The organism is Gemmatimonadota bacterium (assembly GCA_039715185.1).
Lineage (GTDB): Bacteria > Gemmatimonadota > Gemmatimonadetes > Longimicrobiales > RSA9 > DATHRK01.
In genome coordinates this window covers 51,100-75,309 of sequence record JBDLIA010000002.1, presented here as the reverse complement: position 1 = coordinate 75,309, position 24,210 = coordinate 51,100, and the positions used below count along the sequence as shown (strand labels likewise).

Annotated in this window: 16 protein-coding genes; 2 read left to right on the top strand and 14 right to left on the bottom strand. The window is 70.4% G+C overall.

The features are described 5' to 3' along the window. Window positions 1-3: 3 nt before the first annotated feature. From ABFS34_00830 to ABFS34_00775, 12 genes are all read right to left on the bottom strand, one after another. A complete protein-coding gene (locus ABFS34_00830) occupies window positions 4-315 on the bottom strand; it encodes a hypothetical protein (GenBank protein ID MEN8373972.1) in 312 nt (103 codons plus the stop codon). A gap of 632 nt (window positions 316-947) precedes the next feature. Beyond that, entirely contained in the window at window positions 948-4,709 is a 3,762-nt protein-coding gene (locus ABFS34_00825) for a ribonucleotide reductase N-terminal alpha domain-containing protein (protein ID MEN8373971.1), read from the bottom strand. 305 nt (window positions 4,710-5,014) lie between these two features. Next, window positions 5,015-7,003, bottom strand: a complete 1,989-nt coding sequence (locus ABFS34_00820; GenBank protein MEN8373970.1) for an N-acetylmuramoyl-L-alanine amidase — start codon at window positions 7,001-7,003, stop codon at window positions 5,015-5,017. Continuing rightward, window positions 7,000-8,802, bottom strand: a complete 1,803-nt coding sequence (locus ABFS34_00815) for a sodium:solute symporter family protein (protein MEN8373969.1) — start codon at window positions 8,800-8,802, stop codon at window positions 7,000-7,002. Before ABFS34_00815 ends, ABFS34_00820 begins: the two co-directional genes overlap by 4 nt. A gap of 15 nt (window positions 8,803-8,817) precedes the next feature. Beyond that, window positions 8,818-10,338, bottom strand: a complete 1,521-nt coding sequence (locus tag ABFS34_00810) for a glycoside hydrolase family 3 N-terminal domain-containing protein (protein MEN8373968.1) — start codon at window positions 10,336-10,338, stop codon at window positions 8,818-8,820. Between the two features lie 281 nt (window positions 10,339-10,619). Continuing rightward, on the bottom strand, window positions 10,620-10,955 hold the full coding sequence (ytxJ, locus tag ABFS34_00805) for a bacillithiol system redox-active protein YtxJ (protein ID MEN8373967.1): 336 nt from the start codon (window positions 10,953-10,955) through the stop codon (window positions 10,620-10,622). 75 nt (window positions 10,956-11,030) lie between these two features. After that, entirely contained in the window at window positions 11,031-11,366 is a 336-nt protein-coding gene (locus ABFS34_00800; GenBank protein ID MEN8373966.1) for a helix-hairpin-helix domain-containing protein, read from the bottom strand. A gap of 150 nt (window positions 11,367-11,516) precedes the next feature. Next, complete coding sequence (locus ABFS34_00795) at window positions 11,517-12,503, bottom strand: FAD-dependent oxidoreductase (GenBank protein ID MEN8373965.1); 987 nt, start codon at window positions 12,501-12,503, stop codon at window positions 11,517-11,519. Next, window positions 12,500-13,486 (bottom strand): class D beta-lactamase, encoded by a 987-nt coding sequence (blaOXA, locus tag ABFS34_00790; GenBank protein MEN8373964.1) that lies wholly within the window; start codon window positions 13,484-13,486, stop codon window positions 12,500-12,502. The genes ABFS34_00795 and blaOXA overlap by 4 nt, the downstream gene beginning before the upstream one ends. Before the next feature lie 5 nt (window positions 13,487-13,491). Then, window positions 13,492-14,112, bottom strand: a complete 621-nt coding sequence (locus ABFS34_00785; protein MEN8373963.1) for a DinB family protein — start codon at window positions 14,110-14,112, stop codon at window positions 13,492-13,494. A gap of 103 nt (window positions 14,113-14,215) precedes the next feature. Then, window positions 14,216-16,003 carry a GMC oxidoreductase gene (locus ABFS34_00780; protein MEN8373962.1) on the bottom strand — a complete coding sequence of 596 codons (1,788 nt, stop codon included), beginning with the start codon at window positions 16,001-16,003 and terminating at the stop codon, window positions 14,216-14,218. Further along, the gene (locus tag ABFS34_00775; protein MEN8373961.1) at window positions 16,003-17,601 is read right to left on the bottom strand and encodes a metallophosphoesterase; all 1,599 of its coding nucleotides are present in this window, start codon (window positions 17,599-17,601) and stop codon (window positions 16,003-16,005) included. The genes ABFS34_00780 and ABFS34_00775 overlap by 1 nt, the downstream gene beginning before the upstream one ends. Window positions 17,602-17,957: 356 nt before the next feature. Here ABFS34_00775 and ABFS34_00770 point away from each other — a divergent pair, with 356 nt between their 5' ends. After that, complete coding sequence (locus ABFS34_00770; GenBank protein ID MEN8373960.1) at window positions 17,958-19,676, top strand: HAMP domain-containing sensor histidine kinase; 1,719 nt, start codon at window positions 17,958-17,960, stop codon at window positions 19,674-19,676. Further along, window positions 19,673-20,386, top strand: a complete 714-nt coding sequence (locus ABFS34_00765) for a response regulator transcription factor (protein MEN8373959.1) — start codon at window positions 19,673-19,675, stop codon at window positions 20,384-20,386. Before ABFS34_00770 ends, ABFS34_00765 begins: the two co-directional genes overlap by 4 nt. Before the next feature lie 6 nt (window positions 20,387-20,392). Here ABFS34_00765 and ABFS34_00760 read toward each other — a convergent pair whose 3' ends face one another. After that, window positions 20,393-23,161 (bottom strand): 2-oxoglutarate dehydrogenase E1 component, encoded by a 2,769-nt coding sequence (locus ABFS34_00760; GenBank protein MEN8373958.1) that lies wholly within the window; start codon window positions 23,159-23,161, stop codon window positions 20,393-20,395. Window positions 23,162-23,174: 13 nt separating this feature from the next. Then, on the bottom strand, window positions 23,175-24,185 hold the full coding sequence (locus ABFS34_00755) for a calcium/sodium antiporter (protein MEN8373957.1): 1,011 nt from the start codon (window positions 24,183-24,185) through the stop codon (window positions 23,175-23,177). Window positions 24,186-24,210: the final 25 nt, after the last annotated feature.

Here is a 24,210-nt window from a genome sequence, read left to right as displayed (position 1 = left end):
GCGTTAACTCCTGAAGGACCAGGCCTGGACGGAGGCCACCCAGCATTCGTCTGCGCGCGCGGGCCGGTACCGGTGTTTGAGGGTGGCTTCGGTGAGCTCCTGGCGCCCCTCGGACGGTACATCACCGACTATCTCGATGGTGTCCTCGTCGACGAAGCCCATCCCAGTGACGACGAAATGCACCTCACCGTCGCCCGAACCTCCGTCCCAGGGCCCTGGGATCCCGATTCGCAGCAGCTCGGCCTTCACCTGCACGGGTAGCGTGGGATCGGCCCTATGCTGCGCGACGACCTCAGCGCAAGCGGGTGAGTTCATGAACGTCGGTTCCGCGGACCGCGTGGGGCCGCCCTGGTTCGGAGACGTCGCGCAGGATTGCGCGGCCGTTGTCAGGAAGAGGACGAATGCGGCCCTGAGGATACCCGCCGGGTGAGTCGTCACGCCTATTGGCCTTCCGCTGAAACGAACATCTGCCTGAACGCCGTGGGCAAGGTGAGGTGGCCGGCTCCGACGCGCACCCCAAAACGCACGGAACCGGCCCGGGCAATGCCCGGACCGGCCCGTTCGCGGACCGGTTACCCGGCCGCGCCTCCCCACCCCACCCCACCCCACCCCAAAAAATCCGGACGACCCCTCTGTGCTTCGTCCCATCCGCCCAAGTGCGGCTGAAAACCTGCACTCTCCCCGGTTTCGGGGCCGCCCGGAATCACCGTATCAAGTCAACGTCCCGCCATCTGTACTCGCACCGAGCCCCCAGCCACAGCGCCGTGCGGGTTTCGCGGCTCTCGTGAGGGCTGGCGGTGCGAGTTGCCCCGCAAGAGCGACTCGCGCCGATGCCCCAACCACAGCGCCGTGCGGATCTCGCTGGGGGCGAGGGCTGGAGCGCCCCGTATGAGCGACTCGCGAAGCGCCGGAGCGAATGGGGGCGCGCCAGTCCTCGCCCCCCGCACTCATCCACACTCGCTGTAGCCGCACACCATGCACTTCACGCACCCCTCCGCGAACGTCAGCTCCGACGCGCAGTCCGGGCACGTGCCGATGAACGTCTCGCCCGGGTCGTAGGCGCCGAAGTCGACGTGCGCCTGCGCCGCCGCCGACTGCGCCCCCGTGGTGACCGTCTGGTTGATCGGCAGCTCCTGCTGCACGCCCGCGCGCTCCTGCTGGTACAGCTCGATGGCCTGGGCGATGGCGTCCGGCACCGACAGCACCTTGTTGGGCCCGTAACCCACGGCCCGGTCGCAGGAGATTCCTCGCAACTGCTGGTGCACCTCGGTCAGCCCGATGCCGCTGCGCAGCGCCAGCGAGATGAGCCGCCCGATGGCCTCCACGTCCGCCATGGCCGCGCCGCCCGCCTTGCCCAGCGTGGCGAAGAGCTCGAAGGGCTTGCCCGTCTCGTCCTCGTTGATGGTCACGTAGATGTCGCCCAGGGGGCTGATCATCTTGCGCGTGATCCCGCGCAGCGCCGCCGGCCGGGTGCGCTTCAGCAGCCGCTTCTGGCTACGAACCTGCTCCTCGGAGAGCCCCGACTCCAGGTGCTCGCGCTCGTGCTCGAGTTGGTGGATGCGCTCCCGGGCGTCGGCCAGATCCTGTAGCATCCGCGCGCGCTCCGCGGCCTCCGCTTCGTCGCTCTCGCTGACCTCCTTGGCGGTCTTGCCGGTGGACAGCACCTGCATGGGCCGGGAACCGTCGCGATAGACCGTCACGCCCTTGCACTCCAGCTCGTAAGCCTGGAGGTAGATCTCGCGGACTTCTTCACGCGTGGCGTCCTCCGGGAAGTTGCACGTCTTGGAGATGGCCGAATCGACGTGCTCCTGGAAGGCCGCCTGCATGCGGATGTGCCACTCGGGGGTGACGTCGTGCGCGGTCACGAACACCCGCCGCACCTCCTCCGGAACCTCATCGAAATGGATGTGGCCTTCCTCGGCGATGCGACGCATCAGGTCCTCGGAGTACCAGCCCTGCTCCCGCGCGATGCGTACGAAGTCCTTGTTCACGTCCGGCATCAGCACGCCGGCCTGGTTGCGCATGAACGCGACCGCGAACAACGGCTCGATCCCGCCCGCGCAGTCGGCGATGATGGAGATGGTGCCGGTGGGCGCCACGGTCGTCAGGTTGCAGTTGCGCAGCTTGATCCCCGGACGCAGCCGGCCGCCGTTGGGGTGCCGCGCGCAGGTGGCGTCCGGCCCCCAGATGCTGCGCTCCCACTCCGGAAATGCGCCGCGGGATTCGGCGAGCTTCTCCGAGGCGTTGCGCGATTCTTCGTCGATGAAACCCATGAGAGTGCGCGCCATGGAAACCGCGTCGTCGCTGTCGTAGGGAACCCCCACGCGCACGAGCAGGTCGGCCCACCCCATCAGGCCCAGCCCGATGCGTCTGATCCGGTGCGCCAGGTCGTGGATTTCGGGCAGCGGGTAGTTGTTGGCGTCGATGACGTTGTCCAGGAAGTGCGTGGCCATGTGCACCACGCGCTTGAGCTCGTCCCAGTCGACGCGCTCCTCGGGCCGCGCATCCACGGGGGCGTCCATGACCGCGAACGCGCCGACGTTGATCGAACCAAGGTTGCAGACGTCGTACGCTATGAGGGGCTGTTCACCACAGTTGACTGTTACACAACCATTTACAATTATCGAATGCGTCTCCGGCTCCGTGGTGCAATAGACATCCTCGCGTCCCGCCGCCGAGATCGAGCGGATTCTCGTCTCGAAACGCTCGCTGTTCGACCCGCGTATCTTGGTGGCCAGGTAAGACTCCACCTTTTCCTGCTTGGCCGTGCTGAGGAAGCCGACCTTCGATACGAACCGGTCCCGGTTCACCTTGTCCAGGATCAACTCGTACTGCGCCTTGTGCGCGTACTCCTTCAGACCGCCGTGCCCGTCCGGCATGAGCTTGCGGCCGGCCTTACGACGAAGCCGCAGGTTGGCCACCATGCCCATGTTCAGGAGGAGGAGCTGTACCTCCCTCAGGAACTCCGGTTCGCTGCTCGCGAGTCGGACCGTGCAGGTGCGCGCGGAGTCTACCCGGTTCACGGTCCCGTCCGCCGTGAACGCCGCCTGCAGGAAGCCGATGACCGCTTCCTCCGGGGCCTTCCAGAGGGCGGTGGGCACACGGCTGCTCCTGCCGTCCTCGGTCACGACCCCCAGCGACCGCAGAAAGTAGTAGAGCGCGGACTTGTAGATCAGTTGGACCCGCCCAGGGCGCTCCGCGCGGTTGCCCTCGAGACCGGTCCATTCCCGGATCCGCTGCCGAAAGCCGTCCTCCAGCTCCTTCTCGTCGCCCCCGAAGAGCAGCCCAACCGAGTAGTTGGGGACGTTGCGCCCCTCGGGAAGCTCCTCGCTCACCCAGCCGTCGGCGACCACCCAACCCAGGAGCTGTCCGAGCTCGCGCGACCAGCGCGTCGGGGGCGCGGCCTCGCCGCGCTCCATGCGCGCCTTGAACTTGTCGGTCGGCGCCCACTCCGGCAGCGCGTTGTCGCCGCCCCAGGGCCCCTCTCCGGACTGCAGGAGGATGGTGTCGCCGGGCTCCAGATCCTTGAGCTCGACCGCGCCGTCGGGCGTGTAGAACTTGTGGTTGTCGGTCGCGGTGATCTCGTAGCCGTGCTCGGTGACGAGCCGGAAGACTTCCGCGTTCTCACGGCTCTTGAACACCGGCACCGCGTGGCGGGCAGTTACGCCGTGGCGCGTACGGGTCTTGACCGCCGTGCCGCCACCGCTCTGGGCCTCCCTGAGCGCGGGGACGCGATCATCGGTCCCCACGCGGATCTCCATGACCTCGCGCTCCAGCTCCTCCACGGTCAGGAGTCCGCGGTCGGTCGCGAGGCGGGTGGAGCCGATCACGCACGGGTTGGTCGCCTCGTAGCCGCCGAGCGCCGGCACCGGGTTGTGCAGGTTCGCCTGGTCGATGAAGAACACGCCCGGCTCGCCCGTGGACCACGCGCCCTCGACGATGAGGTCGAATATCTCGCGCGCGTTCTCGCGGCCGATCTTGGCCCCGTTGCGCGGCGAGATCAGGTCGTAGTCCTCGTCCTTCTTGAGCGCCTCCATGAAGGCGTTCGTCACCGCCACCGAGATGTTGAAGTTGGTAATCTTGGTGACGTCGCTCTTGCACGCGATGAAGCCCCGGATGTCGGGATGATCGACCCGCAGGATGCCCATGTTCGCGCCGCGCCGCGTGCCCCCCTGCTTCACGACCTCGGTGGACTGGTCGTACAGGCTCATGAAGGACACCGGGCCGCTCGCCACGCCCATGGTCGAGCGGACGATGTCGTTGCTCGGGCGCAGCCGGCTGAACGAGAAACCGGTTCCGCCTCCGGACTGATGCACGAGCGCCATCGCCCGCAGCGTGTCGTAGATGCCGTCCTTGCCGTTGGAGAGCGCGTCCTCCACCGGCAGCACGAAGCACGCGGACAACTGTCCCAGCGGCCGGCCGGCGTTCATGAGGGTCGGCGAGTTGGGCTCGAACATGCGCGTGGTCATCAGGCGATAGAACTCGTGCGCGATCTGCTCTACCGCGCCTTCACTCGCGCCGTGCTTGCGGTCCTCTTCAGCGACCGTCCTGGCCACGCGCCAGAACATCGTCTCGGGGTCCTCGGCCGGCTCGCCCGCTTCGTTCTTTTTCAGGTACCGACGCCCGAGGACGATCTTCGCGTTCTCGGACATCTCCGCGGGACCGAGGTCCTCTGGGAGGGTCTCGGCGGGCGATACGGCGTCGGGCATGGGCTTCCTCGACTCGGCCTGGGTCTGTCTTTTTGTTACGAAAAGGACGCGAAGTACGATGTTCCGGGCGGCGCGGGACGATAGCCAAAGCCCCCCGGATCCCTCCGCGCCGTCACACCCCATATCTTGTGGGCCCTGCACGATAAGGCCACTCTATGTTGTGGTCAAGAGTCGTGATTGTCCACACCGGGACGCCCCTGAACCAAGCCCGTTTCGGCCCAGTTTCCACCGTTTCCACAGGCGTTTGTCCAGGTCTGTCCACGGGTGTGTGGAAAAGGCGATAGAGGGTCCGCCTGGCTGGCGCTTCAGGGCCGGGCGACCGCACGCTCCCGCAGAAACGCCTCCAGCCCGCGCACGTGCGCTTCCGCGATGCGGCCCTGCACCTCCGGATCCCGCAGCGCGGCTTCCTGCGCGGGCACCATCAGGAACATGGTCTCGGTGAGGACGGACGGCATCCACGTCGGTCGAGCCAGCGCCAGGTCGCCCCAGATGGGGCCCAGGTCGCGCAGGCCCAGCTCGTCGACGAGCTCTCGCTGCAGCGCGCGCGCCAGGTCGAGCGACTGCCAGGTGTTGTAGAGGACGCTCGTGCCGGCGCGTTCGAAGGGGTTCACGCCGTCGGGAAAGGCGTTGTTGTGGACCGAGATGAGGACGTGCACCGACGAGTCGACCGCCATCAGAGGACGAGCGCCCAAGCCGACGTTGTCGGCGTCCGGGCGGATCTCCAGCACGCGCGCCCCGGCGCGCCTCAGCTTCTCGACGAGCCGCTTGGCGACGCGTCGGTTGGCGTCGCCCTCGCGCAGCCCGGTCGGGCCGGGCGCGCCGGTGTCGTCCGCGTGACCGGCGTCCACGCCGATGCGCAGCCCGCTCAGCGGCGCGTTCGGGTCGATGGCGGGCGGCCGGCGCACGCGCACCACCAGGGTGGCCTCATCCTCCCAGCGCGACGCCCAGCCCCACGGCGTGGAGGCGGTCTCCACGTGCACGACGTAGCGCTCGTCGCCCGCTTGCTCCCACCAGACGCGCCGCACCTCCGGGTCGTCGCCTCCCTGGTACGCCCAGTTGGTGCGCGTGCGCGCGCCGTAGACCGTGATGTCCAGGCCGCCGTCGCGCGCGTCTACTCGGAAGGGCAGGCGCTCGGACAGGGACACGCGCACGTCCACCCAGCCGGCCGCCGGGAGCGCGCGGACCGAGTAGGCGTCGCCGGCGGCCCGGCCCGCGCCCGGAAGCGGCGCGAGGCCGGCCGTCGCCTCGAGGTCTACCTGCGGCACCCATATCGACAGATCGGACGCGAGCCGAACCCTCGCCAGGCCGTCCCGAGCGCCGGTTATCAGCGCCGCCGTCCCGTTCGGCAGGAACCAGTGGAACGGGGTGCCCGGCGGCAGCGTGGCGCGCCCGATCGCCGCCGAGTCCGGGCGCTCGGTCCGCACCAGGGCCGGGATGGCGAAGCCCGCGGGCAGGACGTCGACGCGCGGCAGCGGCTGCACCGCCGTGTCCCCCGGCGCCAGGATCGTGGCGACGTCCACCGCCTCCGCGTCCGGGACGCCCCGGTTGCGCAGCGTCCCCGGCGGCGGCAGCAGCCCTGACGCGGCGGAGCCCTGGCCGCCCGCTACCGGCGCGTCGATGCGCACGTCGGCCGAGTACTCCATCAGGACCGCGCCCGCGGACGCCTGCATGAAGCCGGCGCTGCCCAGGGCGCGCCGCGCGGGCCTCATCGGAATCCACCCGTAGGGCATGCGCAGCACCGGAAAGACGCCCTCGGGGCCGCTGGCGCGCACGGTGATCACCTCGCCCCGGGTCACCACCGCGCCGTCCGTCGGGAACGCGATCGCGAGCGGCGGCGCGCGCACGGAGTCGGCCCCGGCGCCCGGTTCGGGCGCGGGCTCGGCCGGCTCCAGTCCGGCTCCGTTGACCAACCGCTCCAGCTCTGCCGCCGAGCCCGAGCCCCGCGCCTCGAGCCGATACACGCCGTCCTCCGGCACCGGCAGGAAGGCCAGGAACGCGCCATTGGGCTCCACGTCGACCGACGCGCCGTTGATCCGCAGCGTCGGATCGGTGAGCCGGACGGCGCCGAAGACGAAGGTGGAGTCGGTGGTTATGGTGGCGCCCTCAGCCGGGTAGACCACCTCGAGCGCCGGCCCCTCCCCCACGGCCGCGGGAATCGCGGGCAGCCGGCCGGCCACCGGATCGTCCGCTACGCCGCTCGGCGCGGGCGCTTCGGCAGACGGCCCGGCCCACGCGCCGCAGGCGCCGCACGCCAGGGCGGACACGACCGCGGCGATCCCCGCGCGCGCCCTCATCTCGCCTCCCGCAGCCGCCTCAGCCACACCCACCCCACCACCGCGATCAGCGTCATGCCGGAGAAGAGCGCGAAGCGCAGCATCACCAGCCCGCCAACCGCGAACATCAGCCCGAACAGCAGCAGCAGCGCGGCGAGCACGCGCTGGGAGTCCTTGCCCAGATCCTGCGCCGGCGTCAGGCCGGTGCGCTCGCGCTGGCGCGCCCAACCAGGTCCGCCCGGCCGCACGCGGCGGTAGAACGCGTCCAGGGTCTCGTCGGGCTCGGCGCGGGTCAGCAGCATCACGGGCACCCACACCGCCAGGGTCACCGCCGAGGTCACCATCAGCCGGACGCCGAAGTCGGCGATCTGCAGCGGGGGGATGCTCACCGCGGCGCCGAACAGCGTGAAGTCGGCGCCCGCCCAGACCGATGTCGCGAAGCCGACCAGGAACCCAGCCACCATCGCCGCCAGCTCCGCCCAGGCGTTGATGCGCCACCAGAACCAGCGCAGGATGAGCACCAGGCCCGGACCCGTGCCGATGGCGATGATCAGCCTGAAAACGGTGCCGATGTCGCGGCTGAAGAAGGCGGCGGTGGCGCCCAGGACGGTCACCAGCACCGACGCCACGCGCGCGAACATCACCAGCTCCCTTTGCCCGGCGCGCGGCCGCAGAAAGCGCGCGTACAGGTCATTGGTGATGTAGGACGCGCTCCAGTTGATGAGCGTGCTGACCGTGCTCATGAACGCCGCGAGCAGCGAGGCGACGACGATGCCCAGCAGGCCGGCGGGGAGAAAGTCCAGCATCAGCTTGGGGTAGCCCAGCTCGCGATCGTCCAGCTCGGGGTAGACCACCAGCGCCACCACCGCGACGACGATCCAGGGCCACGTGCGCACCACGTAGTGCAGGATGTTGAAGAGCCACGCGGCGCGCTCCGCGTCGCGCTCGTCCTTGGCCCCCGCCAACCGCTGGATGAACTCGCCGCCGCCGTCCGAGCGGCGGAAGGCCCACCACTGCAGCACCATGTAGGCGACGAACGTCCACGCGCTGATCTGCGCGACGCTCGACCAACCCACGCCCAGGAAGCCCCCGGCGCCGAAGTCGAGCGGGGTGAACGCCAGCACGTCGAAGTCGGTGTTCTGCTGGGCGAGCCGGACCATGTCGTCCAGCCCGCCGACGTGGTTCACCGCGAAGACCGCCACCAGGATCGCGCCGAGCATGCCCAGGAAGAACTGGAAGAAGTCGGTCGCGACCACGCCCCAGAGCCCCGCCACCCCGGCGTACGCGAGCACGAGCACGCTCACAGCGACCACCGCCCACAGCTTGGCGTGCTCGCCGGGCGCGAGCCCCAGGCTGGGGAAGATCTCGAGCGCGTCGATCACCTTCACCATCGCCAGCATGGCGTAGCCGATGCCGATGGACCCGACGACCACCGCGAACAGGAAGCCCTTGGTGGCCCGCAGCGCCGCCGCGGGACGTCCGGAGTAGCGGATTTCCGTGAGCTCGTTGTCGGTGACGATCTCGGCGCGGCGCCACATCTTGGCGAAGATGTAGATCAGGATGACGTGGGCGATGGCGAAGTTCCACCACTCCCAGTTGCCCGCGATGCCACGGTTGCCGACCACGCCCGAGATGTAGAGGGGGGTGTCGATGGAAAACGTCGTGGCGGCCATCGACGTGCCCGCGAGCCACCAGGGCAGCGCCCGCCCGCCGACGAAGAAGTCCTCCATGCTGCCCGACGCGCGCCGCGCGAGCCAGACGCCGAGCGCGAGGGTCAGCGCCATGTAGACGGCGACGATGATCCAGTCGATGGTGGTCATCGATTCTTCGTCAAGCTACGCGGAGGGGCCGGCCATCTCGGCGGCCACGGCTTGCTGCATGATGGACTCCCCGCCCCAGGCCGCCAACATGCGGCCCGCGTCCAAAGCGCCCGCCAGTCGCGGATGGCCGAACAGAACCACGAGCGCGTCCGGGGTCCAGCTCAGCTCGGCGCGCACCGCCGCCACGGCGTCGTCGGAGAGCCCCGGGCGACCCTTCCACGCGCGAATGTCCGCGTACACCGCGATCACCCGATCGCCGTCGTGCTCGGTCTCGGCTCCGCCCTCCGACGGCGCGGACCGGTGGTCCACCTGCGGTCCGGCGGCGCGCAGACGATCCGGCAACGCTGCGCGCGCCGGAGGCGGATAGGGTCCCCCCAGGTCGTCGTCCACGTCGATCACGCTCACCGCCTCGCCGCGCAGCGTCGCCGAGCCGGCCAGAGGAACGAGCGAGCGGCGCGCCAGGTCCAGCGCCCATTCCGCGTCGCTGCGCACACCCCAGCCCTGACCGCTGCGCTGGACCCTCTCGCGCGCGGCGGACGCCGCTCCGGCCGCGGCGTCGATCCGGGCCACCGACTCGTGCACCCGCCCGGCGTCCAGCGACCCATCGCCGAGGGCGACCCCCAGCGCCTCCAGGACCGCGGCCGGATCCTCCGGATACAGGCTGGCGTCGCACCCGGCGGCGATGGCGCGCACCGCCGCGAGCGCGCCCGGGTCGGCCGCCGCGGCCGAGCCGCCTCCTTCGCGCGCCGCGGCGTCCACCACGCCCTGCATCATCATGGCGTCGGTGACGATCAGACCCCCGAAGCCCAGCTCGCCGCGCAGCACCTCGCCCAGGATCACGGGCGACAGGGTCGCGGGGCGCCCGCTCGGGTCCAGCGCCGGGAACGACACGTGGGCGGTCATCACGGAAGCCACGCCGGCGCTGATCCCGGCGGCGAACGTCTCCATGTCCGCGCGCACGACGTCGCCGGCGGCGGTCACCTCCGGCAACTCGGCGTGGCTGTCCGTGACCGTGCGGCCGTGGCCGGGGAAGTGCTTCACGCACGCCAGCGCGCCCTCGTCCTGGCACCCCTCGACCCAGGCCCGCACGTGGCGCGCGGCGCGCCCCGGCCGGGCCCCGAAAGAGCGCGTGCCGATGATCGGGTTGCGCGGCTCGACGTCCAGGTCGGCCACCGGCCCGTAGACCCAGTCGACGCCGAGCGCGAGCGCCTCGCGGGCCGTGAGCGCTCCGCACCGCCTGGTCGCCTCCAGGTCATCGACGTGCCCCACGGCGGCGAGCGGCGGCAGGCGGGTGGCGCCGTCGAACTGCTGCCCGGCGCCTCGCTCCAGGTCGGCGCCGATCAGGATCGGATGCGCCGACTCGCCGCGCAGGCGGGTCGTCAGGGCGCGCACCGCGCCGGCCTCTCCCCCGAAGATGATGAAACCGCCGGCCCCCATGCGGAGGCCGGCGGCGATGCCGTCTTCGGCCGGCGCGAAGCCCGCGCCGTCGACCCAGCGGATGGCCGGGAAGAGCAGCCGCGCGGCGCCCCCGCTCACGCCTAGCAGGTCGCTGAAAAAGGGTAGCGAGCCGCGTTGGGAGCGCCACGGGGTCGGATGCAAGGCAGCGCGACGAGGCGATACCGCTGCGTATCGGGGAGGAGCGCTAACGACGTCAGACGACCCCGTGCCGCCCCAACCCGAAGGGAGCAGGGGGGTTGCGGGATCCAGCGTTCGTCTCTCCTCGTCGCCATAGCTTAGGCTATGCCTCCTCGTCGTTCCTGCCCTGGACGCCCGCAAGCCCCCTGCTCGCGGCCGCACTCCCCTTTTTCAGCGACCTGCTAGCCGTCCTCCACCGCGGCGCGCAGTTGCCTGACGCGGATGCCGAGGTGCGACGCCGACCAGCGCGCGACGCCGTGGCGGACCACGATCACCTGGGGGGATTCGTGGCGCACGCTGAGCTGCCGTTCGATCAGGTCGGACACCGCGCGGGACCCGATCACGTCGACCGCGAACGTGGGGATTTCGGGGCGCTCGCCGGAGAACCGCTGCACCTGGCGGGCCGCGAGCATGGACAGGCCGCAGGCGGGGCTGTGCTTGTAAAGGATGGCGAGCGGTAGCGCGAGAGCCGCTTCCAGGTCGGCTTCCTCGGTGATGCGGGACAGCGGCTGCTCCATGCGCTAGTGTGCCGCCGCGGGATGCAGCGCGGGCCGAATGCCTACGGGACTTCTGCAACGGTACACTAGGACCGCTCAGGCGCTCAGATTCGCCGGTCGCGCATCGGCGTCCAGGCTCTTCCAGCGCCACCACCGCAAGAACTCCGGATCGGGCTCCTTCTCGGTGGCGAAGTACACGGCGCACCTGAATACGTAGCGCATGCAGTTGTCCACCGGCACGCCGCGCTGCGCGCAGTGCGCATCGTAAAGCGCTTCGGGGTCTTTCCCCCGCAGGTCGCCGACGCGCTCGACTCCCAGCTCCCAGAGGTCGTTCGCGATGGCAGGGCCGACTCCAGGGATCCTCTGCAGATCGACCAGCGCCTCCCGCTTGGCTTCGAAGACGGATAGCGGGTGTCGCTGAGGCGTCGGCATGGCATCTCCTGGCCGGGAGTGACGGCGTCGTCCGGGTTTTCTAACTGGCGGGCCGACTAGCATACACTGTGCCCCGGGGGTCGCAAGTGGCGCAACGAAGGTGCGCGGCAAACAGGGGTGCGACGTCGCCGCCGACCCTGCGGCCGGGGCTCAATCGGCAGGCTCCGCCGGCGCGCCCAGGACGTCGGCCGCCAGCGCGGTCACGTCGTCTGCGCAGCCCCACGCGAGGGTGAACCCCGAGCCTCCGTGGCCGTAGTTGTGGATGACCGGTCCGCTCAGCCGGCGCTCCAACTCGAGCCGTACGGTGGGCCGCCCGGGGCGCAGCCCCACGGCGTGCCCCAGCACGCGCGCGCCGGCCAGACGCGGCTCCAGAACACATGCCCGCGCCAGGATGGCGCTCGCGACGGCCGGATCCGGCTCCGCGTTCCACGCGCCGGCATCGGCGGTGCCCCCCACCACGATGTCGCGCGGCCTGGGGATGATGTAGGTGAGGCCCAGCGGTCCCGCTTCGTCCACGAGCGCCGTCCTGACTCCGTTGACGGGTGCGAGCCGGACGACCTGTCCGCGGATGGGCGTCACGGACGCGTCGCCGGCGAGGGGTCCGGCGTCCACGCCGGCGCAGTTCACCACCAGCGCCGCTGCGCCGAAGAGGTCGTCCAGGTCGGCGACCGCGGCGCGGCTGACGGCGACGCCGAGCGCGGCGGCGCGGCCCATCAACCACCGCATGTGGACGGAGGTGTCAACGAGCGGGACGCGAACGTCGTACGCCGCCTCGTAGCCTTCCGGAAGCTCCGCCCCGTCGGCCCAGCCGAAGTCGGGGAGCGCCTCGCGCCACCACGGCTCGGGGGCGGGGCCGTCGAACAGCTCCAGCAGCCTGACGGTGGAAACACCGGCGGCCGGATCCTCGATGGCGTCGAGCGTCCTGCGTGTGGCCTCGCTCCACGGCAGCACCCGCTCGGGCGGGTAGGCCAGGTAGGGATACCAGATCGCGGCGGCCACGTCCGACGTCGTGCGCGGCGGCACCTCACGGGCCACGATGCGCACGCCGATGCCGTGCTGCCGGAGGCGGATGGCGGAGGTCAGGCCCACCACGCCCGCGCCGACCACGACGACGGGCCCCACCCCACCCAGCGTCAAGACGGGATGAGTCCGAGCTCGGACAGCGTGCGCCGGTAGATACGCTCACGCATCATGCCCACGTCCCGGTTCGGGCTGCTGATCTCGAACTCGATCGCGAAGAACGCCGCGTCATCGCCGCGCTCCACCCACCCGACGAACCACAGGCCCTCGGTCAGCCCCTGACGACTCCAGCCCGTCTTGCCGCGCAGCGTCCAGTCGGCGCCGCGCTCCAGCACCATGATCTCGCGCACTACCTCCATCGACCGCGTCGAAAACGGGAGCTGACCCGACTGCAGGCGACGCAGGAAGCCGATCTGCTCGTCCGGTGAGACCGCGAGCGGCCCGTCGAGCCAGAACCCGTCGACCACGCCGCCGACGTCGGAGTTTCCGTACCCGATTCGCCTGAGCCACGCCTCCATCCGCTCCAGGCCGACCCGCCGCGCCAGTTCCTGGTAGTACCACACGGCCGAGGCGCGAAACGCCGACGCCAGGTCGTGGTCGCGATTCCAGGCAGGGGCCCCCCTGTCGACGCCGTCCCAGGGGATGGTGTCCGCGCTCCCCGAGATCACCCCCGTCTCGAGCGCGATCAGCGCGTTGAGGATCTTGAAGGTGGACGCCGGGATCGCCCGCCGTCCGGCGCGCACCGAGTCCGAGCGAAGCGTGGCTCCGCTCCTCAGATCGTGCACCACGATGACCCCTTCGGCGCCCTCGTCTTCGAAGATCGCCCGGAGGTTGTCGGCCACGCCGGACCGCTCTCCCTCCCACGCCGGCCGACCCAGCAGATCGGGCCGCGCCTCGAGCAGCGGCGACTGCCTCGCGACGCCCCCGGGCGCCGGCTGCTCCTGGCCGGGCGGTGGCGAGCGCGGCGTCGAGCCCTGCGGCGTCGAATCCGGCGCCGCCGTGCCGAACGCGGAGCGTCCGGCCTGAAGCAGGTCCTCGCAGCCGGCTCCCGCGACCAGAGCCAAGACCAACCCGACACCACCCCACCGCCCCGGAGACATTGCCGTTACGCCGCTCCTGCCGCGGGGAACCCCGGCGATCTGATCACCTCGTCGGCGAGCCAGAGGTGTCGCCGATTGTGAGCCAGGACGACCTGCACGGCCTCCGCCAGCGTGAGCTTCATTAGCCACATCAGCGGGGAGCGCATCTTGGCGCGGCCCAGGTCCACGTCGGCGGCACCGCGCAACACTCGCTCCAGGTGCTCCATACCGGCCTCGAAGGCTTCGACGCGAGCCGCGGGCGGCGTGTCATCGGTAGAGGGCTCGAGCCGCTTCATGGTCTTGAATCGGCGCACGACCGGTGGCTCCAGCATACGCAGGAATCGCGACCCTACGAAGGAGCTTCGATAGGGCGGCGTCCCCAGCAGTTCGGCGTCCTTGGCTCGCCGGGCCGCCTCCGCGATCGCCGGGATGTACGCCGAGTTGGTGAGGACGAGGTGGGAGACGTGGTCAGCGATCGCCCACTTGCCGGGGCCCCGACGCCACATCAACTCCTCGGTCGAGTACGCGTCGATCAGCGCGCGCAACTCCTCGCGCTGCCGGTCCGATTCGACGACCCAGTCGGCAACGGGGGCGGGCAGCGCCCCGGCGTCGCCGGTGGAGCCATCTCCGGTCGTGGTGTCCATCATCGGTCGCCTCCAACCCTCGCCTGGTGTCCGTACCGTCGGTGGCGGGGCCGCCGGTGGACGCTTCGCCCGAATAATACACCCCCCCCCGAAGTTCCGGGCAAGATCACCGAGGGTCGGCGCGAGCGGATCCCTCCCTCTCGATCTGGTCGAGCACGTGACGCATGGCGCGCTCAGCCAGCGCGGCAATGGTCAGCGCCGGGTTGGGACCCAGCGCCCGAGGGATGACCGACCCGTCGAGCACCAGGAGATCCCGGTAGCCGAATACTCGACCGGCGTGATCGACGACGCCATCGGCGGGTCCGTCCGCCATGTGGGCTCCGCCCAGGTTGTGCGGCACCTCCACCTTGCGCAGCGTGCGGGCGACGAAGTTCGGAAACCACCGGGCGCCGACGGCGTCCGAGGTGAGGCGCCCGAGCTCGCCCAGGTACTCGTAGTAGTCGTCGTTGGCCTCCAGCTCGAAATCGATCTCGGCCCTCCCGGCCTCATCGAGTGCGAACGTGCCACGGGCCGCGTCCCGGCCCATCTGCAGGAGCGGAATCGGCCAACTTCGGCCGATGAGCTCGAAGGGCGGAACCCAGCGTCGCAGGAAGTTGGTGAGGGCGACGATCCGCTTGTAGCGTCCCGGCCGCCAGAGCCCCACGACGCTGAGCGCGATCGCCAGTCCGGCTCTCAGCGGCGTGGGGTAGCGCCCGCCCTCCACGTAGACGCCCTGAGGACTCCCGTCTCGTGCCACGAAACGGATATAGTCGCTGTTGGTCGCCCCTATGTCGGGATCGAAGGCCCTCCTGGACACGAGCAGGCCGACGGCGTAGGCGAGCGCACCCGCAGCGGCGATCCACCACGCACCCAGGACGGCAGCCCCCGCCGCGACGATGAGCCCCGCCCAGGACAGATAGAATCCCTTGAACGGCTGCATGAGCGTGACGTAGTCGCCGTTGGACGAGTAGCCCCTGCCGAGCGCGTCGCCGAGCCCCGCGAGCGTGCCGTGTACGTCCCGGTTGCGCAGCAGCAGCTCGGTCGTGCCGATGCTGCCGGCGGCGAGCACGACGCGCTGGGCGCACAGCGATTCGGTCGACTCCACGGGCGCCGCCAGGAAGGGCAGCCAGCGCGCCAGGTGTCGCCGCAGGCGGCCGGGGAACGGAGTCCGGCGAACGTAGTGCACGCGGTACCCGCCGCCCTCCAGCGGCTCGATCCTGTCCGCCTCGCACAGCGCCCTGACTTCCGCTCCTTCCTTCTGCGCAAGGAACAGGTAGTTCAGATCGAGGCTGTTGGTCGCCCCGATGTCGCCTCCGAGAAGGTCGGGAGCCTGTGGATCCTGATAGCGTTGCCGCGCCCCGTGCTTGTTGGTAAACGGCGCGCCGGGCTGTCCGCCCTCCGGCGCGAAGCTGATGCCCAGGTTGATCGCGCCCCATTCTTCGACCAACTCCGGGTGCGTCTCCTTCAACCGGTCGCCGGCGCGGTAAAGCAGCTGCGTGGAGCGCACCTGGCCGTACGGGGCCCAGTCGGGGTAGCGCTGAGCGTCCAGGACGCACTCTGCCACGTCGTAGAACTCGTCCAGGCCCTCTTCCCTGACCGCCGCCGGGAAGCCGTCCAGAGAGAGGAGGCGCTTCAGCGTGGCCGCGTAGACGTGCGAGCCGCCGCCGACGCAGCTACCCAGCCAGGGGATGACGTTGCGGCCGCGCGCTCGGAAGTCGTGCATGCCGAACAGCTGCCGGTGCGGCTTCCAGAGCGCGTCGGCGTCCGGCTCGTGGCTCTCGCGCAGCACCCAATCCCCGCGCTCCAGCACGACGACGCGGTGGCCGGCCTCGGCGAACCGAAGCGCCGCGACCGACCCGCCGAACCCGGAGCCGACGACTATGACATCGACCTCGCAGGTCGCTCCGTCACCCATCACGGTCCGAACGTCGCCTCCAGGCGGCGGCGGCGGAGCAGGATGCCCGCGCGTATGCGCTCGGCCAGCTCGTCCCAGCCGCCGCCGCCGGCGACCGACGCGCGTACGCGCCGCTGCATCGCCCGGGCGAAGTCGAGCCGAACGCCGGCGTCGTCCGGCGCGCGCCCGGACGGCTCGGCCGCCTCGCGCTCCCCTTCCTCCACCGGCATGCCTCCGCCCGGCTCCGCCGCCAGGCACTCGCCTCCGCCCTCGCCGGGCGCCGGCAGCGGAGCCGCCGGGGTGGGCTCCACGTCGAAGTCCTGAACGCCCCCCGGGCGCACGACCTCGAAGACTATGCTCCCGCCGCCGGGCGCGTCGTAGAAGAAGCGCAGCGACGCAACGTCGAGTGACTCGTTGAGCAGAATGGCGGACGCACCAATCGTAGGCGACGGAGAGAGCGAGTCGATCACCCACCCGCCCGAATTGTAGACCGCCACCTCACGCCCCGTGCGCGTGTCCCGCAGGATCTTCTCGAACGGCTTGTGGGTGTGCCCCCAGAGGAACGAGAGATCCGCGGGCACTTCACCCAGCGACGTGCGCACTTGCTCGAGCGTGGGGCCGAACAGGTATCGCGCCAGCACGCCCATGGTCTCCGCGGTGCACACCCGGTCGCGGTGGAAGCGCTCGCCCGCGAAGCGCTCGGCCACCATCGAGAAGACCTTCTTGAGCGCTCGCTTTTCCAGCGCGGCGGTGGGAATCCAGGGGATATCGCGCGCCGCGGCGGCGCGTTCCGCCAGTTGGTCGGCGTAGTCGCCCACGTGCTCCGGGTAGTGGAGCATCTCGGACAGGGTCTCGATGTCCTTGCCCGCGTCTCCCGAACGACCCAACAGCGACCAGAAGAAGTCTATCCAGGCGAAGTTCTCCCCTTCGATCGACTCGAGGGTGTGGGGCTCCGGCCGGCCCGGGAAGAGCCACCGATAGGCGCGGCTGACCAGGTGATAGATCCCTTCCGCGTAATGGCCGTGGTGCAGGATGGCCGCGCGATCACCCCCGTCCGAGAGGATGAGGTTGGGATAGACGACCGCGAGCCGACGCAGCCGCTGCTCCTCCGGCTCGTTCGGTCTGACGCTCCGCAGGAGGCGAGACAACAGGAAGGAGGAGACGCCTTCTTCCAGGTGCGGCGAGGTGCTGTGCCGCATGGGCGGCAGGTCGCCGGCGCGGGCGTCCGCGATCGTGCGCGCGTACTGCGTTTCCCGTGCCATCTCCCACAGGTGGTGATCGTGGTTGCCGGGCAGGAAGACGATCCGGTCGAACAGTTCGTTGCCGGGCTCCAGCACGAGCTCAGCGAACCGCTGAAAGTGCATCAGCGCGATGTTGAATCGGCTGAAGGCCAGGTCCAGAAAGTCGCCGTTGACAATGAGCGTAGGACGCGCCGTCCCGTCGTTTCGCTCGACCATGTCGCGCAACACCGCAACGAGCGCCGTCAGCGTGTCCGAGCCTCGGCGCGGGTCCACCGCGTACGTGTCCGGGTCCACGCTGGTCAGCAAGCTGCCGTCGTCACCCAGATGCAGGTCGCTCATGACGACCCAACGGATGTCGTCCGGTTCGAACGCGGTCATGGTTGCTCGTGCGAGTGAGGGGCGGGTCGAGTGGGGTCTGGCGCGCCCATAGAGAGAAGTGAACATGCCCGGGTACGGTTCCGCCACCGCGGGTGCGGCACGGCTACCGCCCAAGACGAGGGGCGGGACGGACGCGCTCGTCCATTCCCGCCCCTAGTGCGCGATGAAGAGCACGAATCTTTTCATGAGCGGTCGCCTCCTGGCTGGACTGGATGCTTGGTGACTCGAAGTTACTTTCCCCGGCGGCCGACGCCGTGAAGGGCCCGTCACGCCCGTGACAAGGTTGCGTAAAGCCCACCCCGGGGTGGGGGACGGCGCCGTTGCGCCGCGGCTGCCGCCGACGAATGGTTGCAGGCATGGATAGCTCACAGCCTGGCCGTCGGGCCAAGGGCCCGCGGGCCGTGGTCTTGCTGCTGGTCCTGGTGGTGGCCGGCGCCGGAGCGCTGGCGTGGACCGCCATCGGGGCGGACCGCGCGCAGCGCGCGGCGGCCGAAGCCACCGTGTCCGACTACGCCGATTTCGCCGCGTTCATCCTGGCCAGCGAGAGCGAGGCCAGGCTGCGTCAGGCGTTCCTGTACTCGTACTACAGGGAGGATCTGGCGTGGGAGCGGAGCGGCGCCCTGATGCCGCCCGCCGGATTCGCCGCGGATATGCAGGAGATGGGGCGGTGCGCCGACGCGTACGCGGACGGAGAGCGCTGGTTCGCGCGGCTGGATCTGCCCGGACGGGAAGTGGTCCTGGAGGGCGCGCCGGGCGCAGCCGTGCGCGTCTGGCTGGCGGATACGCTCCCCGCCCTGGTCGCCGCGGAGGCCCCGGACCAGCCCGAAGCGGGCCACGTCATCGACGTCGTGGACGGCGAGCGTCGGGTCGTATCGTACCGCGTGAGGCGCGACGGCGCCTCGGGCGAACCCCTGGCCGTTTACGCGCTGTCGAGTTGCTTCCGGGACCGCGACGGGCCGGTCGTGGCTTCCGCCATGGCCGCCGGCCCCATGCTGCCGCCCAGCCTCGTGGGCGAGGCGCCGGCGGACTCCCTCGTGTCGGTGCGCTTCCTCGACCCGCTCGGCGGCGTCCTGTTCCAGACCGCGGCGGCCTACCGGTCGGAGTACGTGGGGCGCGCCGAGCTGCCCGGAGCGGGTGTGTTCGGCGGCGCGACGCTGGAGGTGACGTTGCGGCCCGACGTGGCCGAGAAGCTGGTGCGGGGCGGCCTGCCGCTGTACTCGCGGGCCCCGGTGGCCATCGCGCTGCTGCTGGCTACCATCGGCCTGGTCGTGGTCGCGGCCATGCTGCTGGTCCGCTCGATCCGGCTCGTGCGTCTGCGCGAGCGGTTCGTGGCGGACGTATCGCACGAGCTGCGCACGCCTCTGCAGCAGGTGCTCCTGTTCTCGCAGCTCCTGCGCATCGGCCAGGTGCGAAACGCCGAGGAGCGCAGCCGGTTTCTGGCGATCATCGAGCGCGAGGCGCTGCGACTGATCGCGCTGGTGGAGCGCGTCATGGAATTCGCGCGCTCGCGCAACGGCGTGCGGGGGGCGAGCGATGACGAGGTGGCGGACGTCAGCCAGGTCCTGAGGGATACGGTCACCGGGCTGGAGCCGCTGCTGGCAGAGCGCAGCGCGCGCGTCTCGCTGAGTCTGGCAGACGACGCCCGCGCCTTGGCGGCCCCCGACGCCGTGCACCAGATCGCGCTCAATCTGCTCGACAACGCATTGAAGTACGGCCCCAGGGGTCAGGTGATCTCGGTCAGGGTGGACGTTGGGCCGGACGTCACCCTCGAGGTGGGCGACCGCGGCCCCGGCGTCCCCGCGGAGGACCGCGAGCGCATCTGGGAGCCGTTCTACCGACTGGAGCGGGAAAGCCGCGAGGCGCGGTCGGGGAGCGGCATCGGCCTGGCGGTCGTACGCGAACTGGCGGGCCGCTCGGGCGCCACCGTCGACGTCCGCGACGGCGAGACCGGCGGGGCCGTGTTCCGGGTGCGCTTCCGAAGGGCGCAGGAGAATCCGTCGGCAGGCTCGGCGGCCGCCGCCGGTCCGCCGGACGCTGAAGATGCCACCGCCCGCAGCACCGTCGGCGCTCCGTGAGTACGCGGGTCCTGATCGTCGAGGACAATGAAAGCCTCGCCCTCGGACTGGCCCGCAGCCTGGAGGCCGCCGGTTTTCTGGCCGACGTGATAGGCGATGGAGCGGGCGCCATCGCCGCCGTCCAGGCGCGCCCGCCCGACCTCATCGTGCTGGACCTGACGCTACCCGGCCGGAGCGGCTTCGAGGTCCTGGGCGAGCTGCGCGCGGCGGGGCACCGGACCCCGGTCCTGATCCTGAGCGCGCGGGGCCAGGAAGCCGAGAAGGTCCAGGGGTTTCGACTGGGCGCCGACGACTACGTGGTGAAGCCGGTCGGTATCCTGGAGCTGATCGCCCGCGTGGAGGCCATCCTGAGGCGCTCTCAGCCCGAGAGCACGGGCGCCGCGGCGTCCATCGCCGCCAACGATCTGGTCGCGGCGGTTGGGTTCGGCGATGTCGTAGTGGACCCCTCCCGGCACGTCGTCGAGAAGGCCGGGCAGCCCGTGGACCTGTCGCCGCTCGAGTACGAGCTGCTGGTGTGCTTGCTGCGCCGAGACGGCGCCGTCGTGGACCGCGAAACGCTGCTGACGGAGGTGTGGGGCTACAAGGTGGCGGTCCCCACCCGTACCGTGGACACCCACATAGGCAACCTGCGCGGAAAACTGGAGGACGAACCCTCCAGCCCGCGCCACATCATCACGGTCCGTAAGGTGGGTTACCGCCTGGACCGCTAGCGTACACTAGCTCGCCGCCCCCACCCCGACGCCGAACGCGTCGCGCACGATGGCGGCCTGCTGCTCACGATGCGCGAGCGCGGAGCCCTCGGCCGGGCTGGCCCGCCCGGGCCGGCCCGCGTAGCGCACAAGCTGACCGTCGCGCAGGCGCTTGCGGATACGCGGCTCCACGTAATGCCAGCCCCCCATGTTGCGCGGCTCTTCCTGCGCCCAGACCACTTCCTCCAGGGCCGGGTAGGTCGCGAGCAACGCTTCGGCGGCGGCCTTCGGGAACGGATAGAGCAACTCCAGTCGGGCCAGGGCCGTTCGATTCGCCTCCTCCCCGTCGTACGCCAGCAGGTCGTAGTACACCTTGCCGGAACACAGGATGAGGCGGCTGATCCGGTCGGCTCGGCTCACCGCCGAGGGGTCACCGAGTATCGGCTGAAAGCCCGTTGCCGTGAAGTCGGGAAGCGTGGACACCGCCTTCGGATGTCGCAGCAGACTCTTGGGCGTGAACACCACCAGGGGCCGCCGGCGGGTTTCCAGCGCCTGCAGCCTCAGCAGGTGGAAGTACTGGGCCGGCGTGGTGCAGTTCGCCACGCGGATGTTGTCTTCGGCGGCGAGTTGGAGGAAACGCTCGATGCGCGCGCTGGAGTGCTCCGGCCCCTGGCCCTCGTAGCCGTGCGGCAGGAGCAGCACGAGGCGCGCCTCCTGGGCCCACTTGGCGCGGCCCGCGACCAGAAACTGGTCGATGATCACCTGGGCCCCGTTCACGAAGTCCCCGAACTGCGCCTCCCAGAGCACGAGCGTCTCCAGCGCCGCGGTCGAGTAGCCGTACTCGAAGCCGAGCGCGGCCACCTCCGACAGCGGACTGTTGTGCACCGAAAAAGGTGCGGAAGCTCCCGGCACGTGCGCGAGCGGGCAGTAAGCCTCGCCGCTGTCCACGTCGTGCAGCACCAGATGGCGCTGGCTGAAGGTGCCCCGCTCGGAGTCCTGTCCGGTCAGTCGAACAGGCGTGCCGTGCGCGACGAGGGAGGCGAACGCGAGCGCCTCCGCGTGCGCCCAATCGACAGGCCCCTCGCCCCCGGCCAGGGCCCCGGCGCGTCGCTCCAACTGACGCGCGAGCTTGTCGTGTATGTGCACTTCGTCCGGCCACGAGTGGATGGCCTCGTCCAGCGCGCGAATCCGCTCGGGGGGGAGCGCCGTATCGGCCTCCGGGGGGCCCTCGGGGAGCGTGGGCGGCGACGGCATGCGTCGGTCGTCGTGCCCGTCCTCCTCCGCCTTCATCGCGTCCTGGATTCCCTGGAGGCGCGTCTGGAAGGCTGCGCGCACGTCCGCGGCGCTCGGCTCGTCGAGCAGCCCCTCGTCGATGAGCCTTCGCTCCCACAGCGCGCGCACGGTAGGGTGCGGAGCGACGTCCTGATACAGCAGCGGCTGCGTGTACGCCGGCTCGTCTCCCTCGTTGTGGCCGTAACGCCGGTAGCCCACCAGGTCGATGACGAAGTCCGCGCCGAAAGCCTCGCGGTACGCCAACGCGATCCGCACCGCGGTCAGGCAGGCCTCCGGGTCGTCGGCGTTGACGTGGATCACCGGGATGTCGAAGCCGAGCGCCAGATCGCTCGCGTAGTAGGTCGAGCGTCCGTCCCGCGGCAGGGTCGTGAAGCCGATCTGGTTGTTGGCGATCAGGTGCAGCGTTCCGCCGGTGGCGTAGCCGTCCAGCTCGGCCATGTTGAGCGTCTCTGCCACCACCCCCTGCGCCGAGAACGCTGCGTCGCCGTGGATCAGAATCGGGACCACCCGGCGCGCGTCGCGTCGCAACGTCGGCTCGTCGCTGTCCTCCTGGCGCGCGCGCGTAACGCCCTCCACCACCGGGTTCACGGCCTCGAGGTGGCTCGGGTTGGGGGCGAGAGCCACCGTGAGCGGCTGGCCCGACGCGGTGGCGTAGGTCCCCTCGGCGCCCGCGTGGTACTTCACGTCGCCGGTGCCGGTACCCGCCTGGTGCCCCTCGAAGTCGGCGAAGATGCGCTCGTAGGGTCGACCCAGGACGTGCGTCAGGACGTTCAGGCGGCCCCGGTGGGCCATGCCGAGCACGACCTCCTGCGCGCCCGCGGCGGCCGCACGCTCGATGGCCAGATCGAGCATCGGCACGAGCATGTCCAGGCCTTCGATCGAAAACCTCTTCTGGCCCAGGTACGCCCGGTGCAGGAACTGCTCGAAGCCCTCCACCTCGGTCAGGCGGTCGAGCAGCCGCAGCCGCTCATCGTCCTCCAGCGTCACCCCGAAGCGCCCGCCCTCGATCGCCTCCAGCATCCACTCGCGGCGCTCGGGCTCCTCCAGGTGCTCGAACTCGTAGCCGATCGTGCCGCAGTACATGGAGCGCAGCCATTCCAGCACCTCGGCGACGATGTCGGCTACGGGGCCGGCGGCTAGCTCCGCGCTTGTCAGCCCGTGGAACTCCGGGTCCAGCATGGGATTGCCGGTCTGGGGCCGGCCCAGGGGGTCCACATCCGCGGCCTGGTGCCCCGCCAGCCGGTACGCGTCCACGAGCATCGCGGCCGCCCGCGCCGCGCGCACCTGCTCCGACGCGAGCGCCTGGCCCAGGGCGGCGGAACCCGCGTCGGAAGGCCCCGGCCGGGGCGGCCCGGCGACGGGCTCTCCTTCCGCGTCGCGCAGCGCCAGGACGCGGCGCCATTCGAGGGGCACGCTGTCGGGGTCGGCGCGCCAACGCTCGAACATCTCCTCGGCGTAGGCGGCGTTGTACGGGTCGGTGAAGCCGTTGGAATCGGCGGTCATGGCGTTCTTCGAGTCAGATCCTGCCGGCGCGCACGAAGATCGTCAGCGCGAACAACACGTACAGGCCCAGCAGCAGCAACCCCTCCGAGCGGTGCAGGCGGTAGGCCGGTCCCCCATCGATGCCCTGGAAACCCCCTTTGGGCCAGGCGAGCGGCAGCAGCACCACGCTGATAGCCGTCATCTGCACGAACTCGACGCTGAGCACGTTGCGCGACACGGGAATCGGCGAGATGAGCGCCGTTACCCCCAGGATGGCGCACAGGTTGAATACGTTCGAGCCGACGATGTTGCCGACCGCTATTTCCGACTTCTTTCGCCACACCGCCACGAGCGCCGTGGCGAGCTCCGGCAGCGACGTGCCGACCGCCACGATCGTCAGCCCGATCACCATCTCCGAAAGGCCCATGCGGCGGGCGAAGAAGATCGACGCGATGACCAGCGCTCGCGCCCCCACGAGCATGACGGCGATGCCGGCGCCGATCAGCACGAAGTTGATCCAGGTCCTGGGAGGGGCCGCGGCGCCGGGCTGTACGAGTTCTTCGTACTCGGCCTCGGCCTTTACGCGGCCGCGCGCCGGGCCGCGAAACACCACCCAGAAGTAAGCGGCGAACAGCGTCAGGAGCATGATCGCGTCGAGGCCGTCGATCGACCCATCGAGCGCGAACAGGGCGGTCGCGAGCGTGACCAGTATCATCACCGGGATCTCGCGACGGATCACCCCGGCCCCCACCTCGATGGGCAGCAGCAAGGCGGTGATCCCGAGGATGAGCGCGATGTTCATCACGTTCGATCCCACCACGTTGCCCAGCGCCAGCTCGGGTTTCCCGCCCAGCGCCGCGAACACGCCCACCGCCAACTCTGGCGCGGACGTGCCGAACGCGACGACCGTGAGCCCTATCGTCAGAGCGCTCACACCCCACCCGCGTGCGAGCCGGCCCGCTCCTCGGACCAGCCATTCGGCGCCGTAATAGAGCCCCAGGACTCCAAGGGCGAAAAGCAGAACCTGTGTGATGGTGTCGGGCATTGAGCCCGAAACGTAGACGAGAGAG

What these genes read in the sequence shown, in the direction of transcription:
- ABFS34_00830 (MEN8373972.1), bottom strand. Translation starts at nt 315, where the DNA reads ATGAACTCACCCGCTTGCGCTGAGGTCGTCGCGCAGCATAGGGCCGAT.
- ABFS34_00825 (MEN8373971.1), bottom strand. Translation starts at nt 4,709, where the DNA reads ATGCCCGACGCCGTATCGCCCGCCGAGACCCTCCCAGAGGACCTCGGT.
- ABFS34_00820 (MEN8373970.1), bottom strand. Translation starts at nt 7,003, where the DNA reads ATGAGGGCGCGCGCGGGGATCGCCGCGGTCGTGTCCGCCCTGGCGTGC.
- ABFS34_00815 (MEN8373969.1), bottom strand. Translation starts at nt 8,802, where the DNA reads ATGACCACCATCGACTGGATCATCGTCGCCGTCTACATGGCGCTGACC.
- ytxJ (MEN8373967.1), bottom strand. Translation starts at nt 10,955, where the DNA reads ATGGAGCAGCCGCTGTCCCGCATCACCGAGGAAGCCGACCTGGAAGCG.
- ABFS34_00800 (MEN8373966.1), bottom strand. Translation starts at nt 11,366, where the DNA reads ATGCCGACGCCTCAGCGACACCCGCTATCCGTCTTCGAAGCCAAGCGG.
- blaOXA (MEN8373964.1), bottom strand. Translation starts at nt 13,486, where the DNA reads ATGTCTCCGGGGCGGTGGGGTGGTGTCGGGTTGGTCTTGGCTCTGGTC.
- ABFS34_00785 (MEN8373963.1), bottom strand. Translation starts at nt 14,112, where the DNA reads ATGATGGACACCACGACCGGAGATGGCTCCACCGGCGACGCCGGGGCG.
- ABFS34_00780 (MEN8373962.1), bottom strand. Translation starts at nt 16,003, where the DNA reads ATGGGTGACGGAGCGACCTGCGAGGTCGATGTCATAGTCGTCGGCTCC.
- ABFS34_00775 (MEN8373961.1), bottom strand. Translation starts at nt 17,601, where the DNA reads ATGACCGCGTTCGAACCGGACGACATCCGTTGGGTCGTCATGAGCGAC.
- ABFS34_00770 (MEN8373960.1), top strand. Translation starts at nt 17,958, where the DNA reads ATGGATAGCTCACAGCCTGGCCGTCGGGCCAAGGGCCCGCGGGCCGTG.
- ABFS34_00760 (MEN8373958.1), bottom strand. Translation starts at nt 23,161, where the DNA reads ATGACCGCCGATTCCAACGGCTTCACCGACCCGTACAACGCCGCCTAC.
- ABFS34_00755 (MEN8373957.1), bottom strand. Translation starts at nt 24,185, where the DNA reads ATGCCCGACACCATCACACAGGTTCTGCTTTTCGCCCTTGGAGTCCTG.